The organism is Amycolatopsis sp. NBC_01488, assembly GCF_036227105.1.
GTDB lineage: Bacteria > Actinomycetota > Actinomycetes > Mycobacteriales > Pseudonocardiaceae > Amycolatopsis.
This window is the reverse complement of the sequence record NZ_CP109434.1, coordinates 143666-154780: the sequence shown is the minus strand read 5'-3', so window position 1 is coordinate 154780 and position 11115 is coordinate 143666. Positions and strand designations below refer to the sequence as shown.

The following is an 11115-nucleotide window of genomic DNA, read 5'->3' as shown; positions in this document are numbered from 1 at the left end:
CTCCGCGGGCCATTGGGGGGCGGCCGCGGCGGGATGCCGGGCTGCCGGGGGAGGAACTGGCCGTGCTGCGGTTGTCGCGTCCTGTCCAGCTGGTCCGCTGGGTCAGAGCACTCGTGCTCGCCCTGACGATGACCCTGGTCGTCGGTGGTGCCGAAGCCATCGCGGCCCCGCCGGAAGCGCCGAGGCCGATCGATCCGCGCGACGTCGGATTGCTGTCTTCGGCGCCGCCCGCGCCCGTGGCGCCGCAAGCGCCGTCGAAGGCGGATTTCGCGGCGCAGACCCGGTTGGACGGGGGTGCCGGGACGCACTTCGACCCGCAGCGCTCGACGCCGGTGTCGCGGTCGATGTTCACCACCGAGTACGTCAACGCCGACGGCACGCACTCGGTGCGCCAGTCGAACCAGCCGCTGAACGTGCAGGACGAGAAGGGCCAGTGGCAGCCGGTCCAGACCACTCTGGCCACCGACCCGGCCACCGAGCGCGCCGACGCCGACCATCACCCGCTGAGCCCGTCCCTGGCCACCAAGGCCAACGACGCCGCCGTACTGCAGGTCGAGTCCGGCGGCCACACGGCCGGTCTGGCGCTCGACCAGGCCGCCCCGGCGTCCGCGGCGGTGAAGGGCGATTCGGTCACCTACCCGGAGGTCGCCGCGGGCACGGACCTGGATTACGAGGTCACCCCGGGTGCGGTGAAGGAGACCATCAAGCTCAAGCGGCCGCCGGCCGACGGGCGCTCGTCGTGGAAGTTCAAGCTCACCACCGGTGACCTGACGCCGAAGCTGGAGAAGAACGGCTCGGTCACCCTGGCCGACAAGGCCGGCGTGGCGAAGATCGTGCTGCCGCCGATCGAGACCTGGGACTCCGCGGGCCACGGCGAGACGGCCCCGGCCATGACGGGGGGCACCTACACCCTGGACAAGGCCGGCGCGGACTGGTGGCTGACCGTCGCGGTCGACCCGAACTGGCTGCGCGACCCCAAGCGCGTGTACCCGGTGTCGGTCGACCCGACGTTCAGCTACGGCGTCACCGAGTCGCACTCCTACCGCTCCGACGGCACCGTCTGTGACGCGTGCGGTCTGCGGATCGGCAACAGCCAGGCCAACGGTGACACGTACAACCGCAGCGTCTTCCACATGGACTACTCGCCGTTGTTCGGCAAGACCGTGGTCGGCGCGCGGATGGACCTGACCCGCAACACCAGCGTGGTCGGGTCGCTGAAGACGTGGAACGCGAACCTGTACCACGCGTCGGCGTTCAACTACAACGGCGTCGGCGGCTACATGACCAGCGCCCTGGTCGGTGACGTCGGGTCGTTCGTCGGCGAAGGCATGACCGGATTCATCCGCGACCGCGTCAACGCCCGCGACGGCTCGGTCTTCTTCATGATGATCGGCGCGGAGAACCCCGGTACCTGGACGTACAAGAACCTCAACGCGACCTTGACTGTGGACACCGGTTCCCCGGCCCCGGCCGCGACACTGGTCGGTCCGGCGGATGGCACCGTGTCGACGTCGCTCACTCCGACGTTGTCGGTCAACCCGGTCACCGACCCGGATGGCGAGCAGGTCAAGTACTGCTTCCGCATCGCGACCGGCGCGGACGCGAAGTCCGGCGTCGTGGTCGAGTCCGGCTGCCTGACCACACCGACCTGGACGGTTCCGGCGGGGATCCTGCAGGACGGTGTCGCCTACACCTGGCAGGCGATGACCTACAGCGGCACCACCACGATCACCCCGACGTGGATCGGTCACTTCAAGATCGACCAGCGCATCGGTGACCACGGCCCCTCCCCGGTGGACGACGCCGGACCGGTCAGCGTCAACCTCGCCAACGGCAACGTCTCCACCGCCGAGCAGACGCCGTCGTTCACGACAGTCGGCGGCAACGCAGGTCTCTCCTTCACCTACAACTCGCAGCAAGTCCAGAACAAGGGCCTGAAGGCGTCCTACTTCGTCGACCTTTCGCACAACGGCATCATCAACGATGCTCAGCAGCCGGTGCTGGTGCGCACCGAGCCGCAGGTCAACGTCGACTGGGGCACCGACTCCCCGTTCGCGCCGGCGCTACCCGCGGACTGGTTCGTCGCCCGCTGGGAAGGCTTCTTCCAGGCCCCGGTCACCGGCACCTACCAGTTCGCCGGGGTGCACGACGACGGCGGCACCGTGTGGATCAACAACGCCAAGGTCTACGAGGTCAACACCGCCAGCGACCTCAACTGGACCCAGGCGACCGGCGTCTCGCTGACCGCCGGGCAGCGGGTGCCGATCAAGGTCGAAAGTGCCGAAGCGACCGGCGCGGCGAAGATGCGTCTGTTCGTCCGCACCACCGACAACACCACGGTCGCTCCCCAGATCGTGCCGGCGGACTGGCTCTACACCAGTGACCTGCCGGTGTTGCCGCAAGGCTGGACCCTCTCGGCCGACCTTGACGGCGACGGCGCGAGCTACACCGAAGCCAAGGTCACCGACCAGAACGTCGTGCTCACCGACGCCTCCGGCGCCAAGCACACCTGGACCAAGAAGAGCACCGGTGGCTATGCGCCGCCTGCCGACGAAGACGGTGTCCTCGGCCTCGACACCGCAGGCAAGGTCACCCTGGCCGCCGGCGGCGACGTGTTCGTCTTCCGTGCCGATGGCAAGCTCGAGACCCAGTCCTCGACGACGGACTCACGTAAACCAGCCGCGCTGCAGTACGTCTACGACGGGAACCCGTCCCGCCTCGCCCAGATCAAGGACCCGGTTTCCGGCCGGGCGCACATCTTGCACTACAACCGCACCGGCGACGACTGTTACGGCGGCGCGACCCCGCCTGCCGGGGCACAAGCGTTGCCGCCGGCGCAGATGCTGTGCCGGATCAGCTACTGGGACGGTACGGAAACCCGTCTCTGGTACGTCGGTGGCAACCTCGGCCGCATCGAAGACCCAGGCTCGGAGATCACCGACTACGGCTACAACGCCGCCGGTCTCCTGGCCGGACAACGCAGCAGTCTCGCGAACGACTGGATCGCCGCCGACCCGGTCAACCGCAAGGGCAACGAAGGTGATGTCACCACCACCATCACCTACGACACCGGCGCCAAGCCGAAGGCGACCAACGTCAGCTCCGCGGTCCCCGCGATCGGCCGGCCGCGGCAGGGGAGCACATACCGGTACGACCCGGCCAACCGGACCACGTTCGTCGACATCGCCGGACTGTCCCCGGCCGTGGGGTATTCCAGCAAGGTCACCTACGACGACGCCGACCGCACCACCTCCACGACGGACGGCGCGGGCAAGACCTCGCTGCAGGAGTGGGGACCGAAGGACCTGCCGCTGTCGAGCACCGACCCCGCCGGTCGCAAGACGACCACGATCTACGACTACGCCGACCGGCCCGTCGATACCTACGGACCGGCACCCACGTCCTGCTTCAGCGGTCAGCAGCCCAGCGGTACTTGCGCCGGTGGCATGGCTCACGCGCACAACGGTTACGACGAAGGCATCAATGGCCTCGCTGTCGCCTGGTACGACAACGACCAGCTCGCTGGTGCCCCGAAGGCCTACACGACGGGATTGGGCACCGCCGACGGCTCGTTGGTGAAGAACTGGAATACCGACGCGCCGACGGCCGGCATCCCGGCGGACCATTTCTCCTTACGGGCTGGGGGAGACATCGTCTTCCCGTCGGCCGGCGACTACACGCTGCGGCTGCTCGCCGACGACGGTGTGCGGGTATGGATCGACGACCAGCTGGTCATCGACGACTGGCGCAACACCACGCCGGCCTGGCGCCAGGGTGTGGTGCACTCCGATGCGGCCGGGCAAGCGAAGCGGATCCGCATCGACTACTACGAATTCGACCAGACCGCTCAGCTGGAACTGCACTGGACCACACCGTCCGGAACCCAGCAGCCCGTCCCGGGCGCCCAGTTGCGTCCGCACTACGGACTCAAGACCTCGACCACCGCCGCAGAATCCGACGGTGTCGCGGACAAGGTCGGGACGACGAAGTTCGGGGACGACGGGATTGACCCGGCATACGGCCTGGCGACATCCGGCCAGGCCAACCCGAATGGGCTCACCGTCACCGGAAGCGTGTCCTACGAGGCACCCGGAACCGGGTATCTGCGCAAGACCGCCAAGACCATGCCCAGCGGCGCGAAGACGACCTACTCCTATTACGGCGACACCGAAACCCGCGTCAATCCCTGCGCTCCGGGGACATCTGCGATCAACCAAGCGGGCATGGCCAAGCTGACGACCGGCGCCACTCCGGCGTCCGGACCGGCGAGGGTCGACGAGCAGGTGTACGACGCGTCCGGCCGGACCGTCGCGGAGTCGACCGGCGGTGAATGGACCTGCACCACCTACGATGCCCGGGACCGGCCGGTCCAGGAGAAGGTGCCGGCCAGCAAGGACGCTCCGGCTCGGACGGTCACCCACGACTACGCGGTCGGCGGCGATCCCCTTACGGCATCGATCAGCGACGACAAGGGCACCATCACCACGGTGAGCGATCTGCTCGGCCGTGTCGTCTCCTACACCGACGTGAACGGCGTCCGCACCAGCACGACATACGACCAGGTGGGCCGCGTCGCCACCTCGACGGTCACCCCACCCGACCCAGCCGACGCGCCGCGCGTCGTGTCGTACACCTATGACGACGCCGGGCGGGTGCAGGCCGAAAAGCTGGACGACCAGGTCCTGGCGTCGGTCACCTACGACGGCGCCGGCGAGCTCGCAACGGCAACGTACGGCAACGGTGCGTCGCTGGCATCGGTGACGAAGGACAACGGCGCACGACTCCTGGGTCTCGGCTGGAAGACCAGCGACGGCAAGGACATCGTCTCGCAGGTCGGTCGCACATCAGCCGGCACGATCGTCGACGAATCTCTGGGAGGGATCGACGCCCGCCCGAACGCACCCAACTACCTGTACGACAGCATCGGGCGGTTGACCGAGGCCTATGTCGCCGGGCACCACTACACGTACGACTACACCTCGGCCGCGTCAGCCACCTGCCCCGCCGGTACCCAGGCCAACGCAGGGGTGAACACCAACCGGATGCGCCTGGTCGACCAGACGGCATCCGGCACGGCGGAAACTCGCTACTGCTACGACGCCGCCGACCGGCTCCTGTCGACCCAAGGCGCCACCGCCCTCACCGCCGTCGGCTATGACACGGACGGCAACACGACTGGATGGACCGCGGCGGATGGCACCACCACGACCCTGACCTGGGATGGCTCCGACCGCAACATCGGCGCCCGGACCGTCGGGCCCACTCCGGCGCTGAACGCCGACATCGCATATACCCGCGACGCGGCCAACCGCATCGTGCGCCGCGACCCGCGAGATTGCGACAACAACGCTGTCGTCCGCTACGGCTTCACCGGCGACGGTGACTCGGCTGACCTCACACTGAACACTGATGGACGGCTCACGTCGTTGACCTTGACGCTGCCCGGCGGCGTTCTCTACACGACCAAGGTCGGTTCCGACGGAGCGTTCACTCCGGCCTACGACCACCCGTCGGTTCGGGGCGACCTCGTCCTGTCCACCGACGCCGCCGGCCACCAAGCCGGTGAATTGCGTACGTTCGACCCCTACGGGCAGCCGCTCACCACCGGCGGCGCGGTCGACAGTCAGAACGTCCCGGACAACCTGCCCGGTTCGATGGACTACGGCTGGCTCGGTCAGTACCAGAGGGCCTATGAACACACCGGTGGGCTCTCCCTGGTGCAGATGGGTGCCCGGCCGTACAGCCCGCTGCTCGGCCGGTTCCTGTCGGTCGACCCGGTCGAAGGCGGTTCGGCCAACGACTACGACTATGTCGTCGGAGACCCGATCAACGCCAAGGATCTCGACGGATCCATGTGGGGCTGGTTCAGCGCCGCTGTCAATGTCGTCACCAAGGTGGCTGAAGTCGCGTCATGGATCCCGGGCCCGATCGGCGCCGTTGCCAGCGGTGTCGCCGCGGTGGGCAACGCCATCCAGGGCAACTGGGTCGCCGCGGCCCAGTACGCGTTCGGGGCGATCACCGGCGGCGTAGGCGGGATGATCGTGAAAGCCGCGCGCAAGGTGACCGCTGTCGCTCACTCGGTCGTCCTGGCCCGGCGTGCAAGCCAAGCCCGCAGAGCGCTGAGCAGCCTCAAGTACAGTCGGACGGCATTCAAGGGAACCGTGCGTGGATACCAGAGCAGCCGGCTCCTCATGCGTGAAATCATGAAGAACAAGCCAATACGGGATCCGCAAGGCGCGCGAGGTGCAGTCGCCTGGCGTGTGAAGGGCTCCTGGAACAAGAGCAGCGGCTACTATCACCTCGTGATCCATCCCCGTAGCCGGACTATCTACCACTTCCACTACTCGAGCCGGAAATAATGGAAACACACTACTCGCCCCTCCCGCTGGTCGTCGTGGGCAGCCCGCAGCCCGCGCACGCCTCGATTCGCGCGGATCTGCTGCCAGGTCAGCGGGATTGGGTCGAGCTCTTCACCGCCGGTTCCGAAGCTGTGGTCGACGGCATCGCCACAGCCACGATCATGGTCGACGAGATGGAATTCGAGGTGGCCGTCGATTCGCTGAAGATCTTCGCATTCGCCGCGAAGCTATCGCTTCGGCGCTATCTCAGCCGCTCCGCGGCTCTGACGGTTCCAACAGAGCCGCACAGTACTCGGCTGGCGGTCGACTTTCAGCCCGAACCGGGACACGCCTATGAATACTCGGACAAGTTCACGTATCGCTATGAGCTCGAAGACGGCTTCTATGCGGGACAGGCTGAGCCAGAGGACGTGGAGCGGTGGACCTTCAGTTCCGGCGGATTCTGGCTGGGCGCAGGTAGCGAGAACGAGCTCGCCGCTGTCCTGGTCCGTCTCCCGCCGGAAGATATGGACCTACTGCCCAGGCGACGACGGGGACTCTTCGGCCGGTTTACGGAGAGGTCCTGACGGACCGATCGGTGCCGCGTCTGTAGGCGTTCCATCTTCGTGTGACGTAGGCAAGATGCTCTGGCTGATGCGGAGAGGAAAGATCGCCGCAGGTCGCGAAAGCCGGTCGCCGAAGGGGTGTGCGTACGTCCTCGCTGGTGGAGGCGTTGTAAAAGGGTGGGTATAGGTGAGCCTCTGGCCAACTAAAAGCGTGTGGTGGCGGCGGTCCGGCGGATCACCGATCCAGCGCCGGGTGGGTTGGGGATTGGGCAGCGGTCGGTGACGGTGTCGACGGTGGGTCTGGCGCCGGCGATTCGCAAGCTGGCGGATGAGAAGATGCACGTGCGGCTGGCGGACTTCCGTGGTGCGACGCAGGTCGCTCGTGAGGCGCGGACGTTGCTGGGTGAGCGGTTCAGTTCGGTGACGTTCATGTATGTGTTGATGCGGGCGTTCGAGGTGGAGTACTCGGCGGCGTGTGATGCGTCGCGGTGGCACGAGTTCCATGGCGGGCCGCGTGCGTTGTCGGACGCTGATCTGGAGAAGCTGCTCGCTCCCTGGCTCAGCCACTGACGTTTCGAGTCGTATCTGCAACGAGCGGATTCACGGGGCTGGCGGCGCTGGTGAAGTCTGCGTCAAGATGGATCCATGCCGACGTCGACCGCTGGCGCGCTCGAATGCCAAAGCCAGGACGTCGGGAACGGCATCGGCGAGAATCGCTTGACCACGGTCGGAATGGCTGCCGAACTCCTTGGTGTCGACGACCAGGACAGCACGCGCGGCCGTTCTCGGTCTTCGAAGACCGAGCCTGGCGAGGGGAGGCCTCGCCAGGCACCGTTGTCAGGCGGGGTTGTCCAGGGTCAACGCCGTGCAGCGGATTCCGCCGCCGCCCTTGCGGAGTTCCGTGGTGTCCAGCTCGGTCACCGTCAGGCCCAGCGATCTCAGGTCCGCCGCCAGTCGCGGGGCTCCCGCGGTCATCGTCACCGTGCGGCCGTCGCTGATCAGGTTCAGCGCGAACGCCGCCGCCTCCGCCGGAGCCACCTCGATCAGCTCGACGCCCAGTCCGCGTAGCGTGCGCAGGCTCGGTGCGTCCAGCGCCGCCGGGTTGTACGCCAGGACGGCCGGGGCGATCACCGCCACCGCCAGGTCCAGGTCGTACCACTGGGAACTCGTCGTGCGGAGGGGGACGATCTCGTAGTCCAGGTGACGCGCCAGCGTCCGGAACGCCCGGGCGTCCGTGCGCTGGCCGTGCGCCGCCAGCAGCAGGGGGCCGCACGCCAGCGCGTCACCCTGGCCGCTGAACGCGTAGCGCGTCGAAGTCACCTCGAACCCGTGGGACTCCAGCCACGCCCGGTGGTGCGGGGTCTCCGCCGCGCGCTCCGGGGGGAGCGTCGCCAGTACCGCGCGGTTTCCCTGGACCACTGCCGCGTTGGCCGTGTACGTCATGTCGGGGCAGGACGGGTCCGCGTCGACGAACTCGATCTTGCGGCCGGCCGCCAGGTGCGCCTCCACGATGTTCTCGTGTTCGGTGATGGCGGCTTCGAGGTCGGGCTGGACGCCGACGTGCATGTACGGGTTGATTTCGTAGTCGATGCGGAAATAGCGCGCGGAACACATCAGGAGCCGTTGGTGGGTCATGATCACTCGATTCGTCGGGCGGGCGGTTCGGGCTGGGGACGGGACCCAGCCCGGGCGGCGCGCGACCGGCGAAACGAGCGAGCCGGGCTAACCCAGTCCGCGCAAGCGGAACAGCTCGATCGTCATGAGGTAGCCCGGCTGCGACCGGGCCGCGTCGATCCGCTGCGCGACCGTCGACGCCGACGGGACCGGCCGCAGGGCCGCGCCCACCGCGCGCACCAGCTTGGTGATCATCTCTTCTCCTCTTGTTGGCGGAACTCCGGGGAAACCCAGGGTGCCCGGGCACCCGGCCGCGGGTCTGGCCAGATCCGGACAGCTTCCCGGTCATCGGGTGGCGTTCAGGAAGCCGATGACGACCGCGCCCCACCAGCACAGCTGCGACACCGCCGTGGTGAGCCCGCCGCGCACGAGCAGGCGGACCGGGACCGGGTCGTCGACCAGCGCCATCCGCTTGCCCAGCACCGTCGCGTGGACGCCGTTGACGGCCAGCACGCCGACGAGGCAGAGCTTGACGACCGTGGCCGCGGAACCGAGGTCGGGTGCGAGCAGCGCGCCGCTCGCGACCAGGCCCGTCAAGCCGGTCCAGACCAGCAGGTGGAGCCGGGACGCGCTGTGCACGGCTTCGGCGAACGACAGGCGGCCGAACGCCCACAGGGCGAAGAAGTAGTCCGCGACCAGGACCGCGCCGAGGCCGACCACGAGCGACGCGAGGTGCGCGAACAGTGCGATGTCGTGCCACGCCGGGTTCGGCCTGACTCGGGTCGACAGCCAGATCGCGCCGGCGAGCAGCATGATCGAAGCAGACATGGCGTAGTAGGCCGCGTAGCGTCGGTGAACACCGAGCCCCGGCGGACGCGGGGCGGGCGGGATCCGTACCGGGATGCCGTTGTCGAGCATGACCTGTCCTTCCGGGGAAATCCGTGGGAACGGGTTCCGCCGGAACGACCGGTGCGTCCGACCTGCCTGCGTCAGCGGAAAACCCGTGCTGTGCTGATTACAGGCCATCGCGGACTTGGCTGGGAGCGTTGTCCGCAAAGGACAATCAATCCCGTGGCCGCGGGGAGAAGACAGGGACGGCGGCGCCGTTGCCGGACCGTCCCGGGCTACGCGGACACGGGCCCCGCGAGGACGGAAACGTCGTCACCGGTGGGCTCGACGGTGCTGAGCACGAAATCGCGCACGGGCGGCGGCACGCCGTGGCCGTCCAAGTACGGGTCGGCGTGGGCGAGCAGGCCGGCGTCCGCGATCTCCTCGACGAGCTCGTCCAGCGTCGCGGAAGCCGCGTCGAACCCGCCGGAGGGCGTCCGCGCCAGCCGGGCCAGCAGCTCCCGCGCGGGCGGGCTCAGCGTGCGGTAGGCGGACTCCAGGGAGTCGCGCAGGGACAGGTCCCCGACGCTCAGCCAGTCCACGGACGTGCCGTTGAGGCGCCATTCCTCGACGACCCGCCGCAGCGTCAGCCGCGGCCGCGACGCGATCTTGCGCAGGGCCAGGTCGAGCGCGAGCGGCAGGTCGCCGCACAGCTCGGCGAGGCGGTCGCAGTCGGGACCGGCCGAGCCGGCGACGTGCGGGAGCGCCGCGGTGATCAGCGCGATCGAGTCGCCGCGCGGCAACGGCGCCAGCTGCAGCCGGTGCACGTCGCGCAGGCCCAGCAACCGCTTGCGGCTGACCAGCACCGTCGTGCTGGTGGTCGTTTCGGCCAGCAGCGGGCGCACCTGCTGCTCGTCCTGGACGTTGTCCAGCACGACCACGAGCCGGCGTTCGGCGAGCAGCGTGCGGTACAGCCCGGCCCGGTGGTCGAAGGTGCCCGACAGCTGGTCGTCCTCGACGCCGAGCGCGCGCAGGAAGCCGTCGAGGACGTCGGCCGTCGCCGGTGCCGGTGGAGCGCCGCCGCCGTGGCGCAGGCCGCCGAGGTCCGCGTACAGCTGCCCGTCGGCCTGTTCCGCCGCGATCGAATGCGCGTAGTGCAAAGCCAGATCGGTCTTGCCGACGCCGGCCGGTCCGCTGATCACCACGGGCGTGTCGCGCGGGGACCGCAGCCGGTCCAGCTCGGCCGTCCGGCCGGTGAAGCGCCGGGGTCGCTGCGGCAGCTGCGCTGGGCGCGGCGGCGTGCCGCGCCGGTGGAACAGGGTGGGTCTTCTCTTGCGCGCCCCGAACGGAGGCTGCGTATAGCCGCTCGTCGCGGCGTGCCAGTGGCGGCGCCACGCCTCGTCGTCGCCGCCGCACGCGGCCACGAACGCGAGCGTCACCTGCAGCGACGGCATCCGGTTGCCGCTCGCCGCGCTGGAGAGCACCGACGACGAGAACATCGCCGACCGGGCCATTTCCCGATAAGTCGGATTTCCGGCTCGTGCGCGCAGTTCGCGCAATTCCCGAGCGAACTGGGTGGCGATGCCACCGGACGTGTTGACGGGTTTTTCTGGTCGGCCCATGTGAATCCCCTTCCCCTCACTCACTCAGCGTCGCTCTTCGCGGCCGGTGTCTCTTCCGCTGTCTGGCGGTCTTGTTAGACCGTTCGTGGATTTCTCTGACGCTTCGTGGATCATTTGCGGTGCTTTTTTACGTCATTCCGGTGAATT

7 protein-coding genes and 1 pseudogene are annotated in these 11115 nt (G+C 68.4%); 4 read left to right on the top strand and 4 right to left on the bottom strand.

What is annotated here, in order from left to right; all coding sequences use genetic code 11:
* Positions 1–62 precede the first annotated feature (62 nt).
* The 4 genes and pseudogenes from OG738_RS00710 (at position 63) to OG738_RS00695 (ending at position 7474) form a co-directional block, all read left to right on the top strand.
* Positions 63–6359 carry a PA14 domain-containing protein gene (locus tag OG738_RS00710; RefSeq protein ID WP_329050344.1) on the top strand — a complete coding sequence of 2099 codons (6297 nt, stop codon included), beginning with the start codon at positions 63–65 and terminating at the stop codon, positions 6357–6359.
* 35 nt (positions 6360–6394) lie between these two features.
* Positions 6395–6925, top strand: coding sequence for a hypothetical protein (locus OG738_RS00705; RefSeq protein WP_329050341.1), 531 nt, complete (start codon positions 6395–6397; stop codon positions 6923–6925).
* A gap of 156 nt (positions 6926–7081) precedes the next feature.
* A pseudogene (locus tag OG738_RS00700) lies at positions 7082–7258 on the top strand (23S rRNA (adenine(2503)-C(2))-methyltransferase RlmN); the annotation flags it as partial.
* Positions 7241–7474 carry a hypothetical protein gene (locus OG738_RS00695; protein WP_329056498.1) on the top strand — a complete coding sequence of 78 codons (234 nt, stop codon included), beginning with the start codon at positions 7241–7243 and terminating at the stop codon, positions 7472–7474. The pseudogene OG738_RS00700 and the gene OG738_RS00695, both read left to right, overlap by 18 nt.
* A gap of 267 nt (positions 7475–7741) precedes the next feature.
* On the opposite strand, the gene OG738_RS00690 is transcribed toward OG738_RS00695, so the two are convergent.
* The 4 genes from OG738_RS00690 to OG738_RS00675 all read right to left on the bottom strand — a co-directional run bounded on the left by OG738_RS00690 (position 7742) and on the right by OG738_RS00675 (position 10968).
* The gene (locus OG738_RS00690) at positions 7742–8539 is read right to left on the bottom strand and encodes a dimethylarginine dimethylaminohydrolase family protein (protein ID WP_329050340.1); all 798 of its coding nucleotides are present in this window, start codon (positions 8537–8539) and stop codon (positions 7742–7744) included.
* 87 nt (positions 8540–8626) lie between these two features.
* Positions 8627–8773 (bottom strand): hypothetical protein, encoded by a 147-nt coding sequence (locus OG738_RS00685; protein WP_329050338.1) that lies wholly within the window; start codon positions 8771–8773, stop codon positions 8627–8629.
* 90 nt (positions 8774–8863) lie between these two features.
* The gene (locus OG738_RS00680) at positions 8864–9436 is read right to left on the bottom strand and encodes a hypothetical protein (RefSeq protein WP_329050336.1); all 573 of its coding nucleotides are present in this window, start codon (positions 9434–9436) and stop codon (positions 8864–8866) included.
* Between the two features lie 206 nt (positions 9437–9642).
* Positions 9643–10968, bottom strand: a complete 1326-nt coding sequence (locus OG738_RS00675) for a helix-turn-helix domain-containing protein (protein ID WP_329050334.1) — start codon at positions 10966–10968, stop codon at positions 9643–9645.
* Positions 10969–11115: the final 147 nt, after the last annotated feature.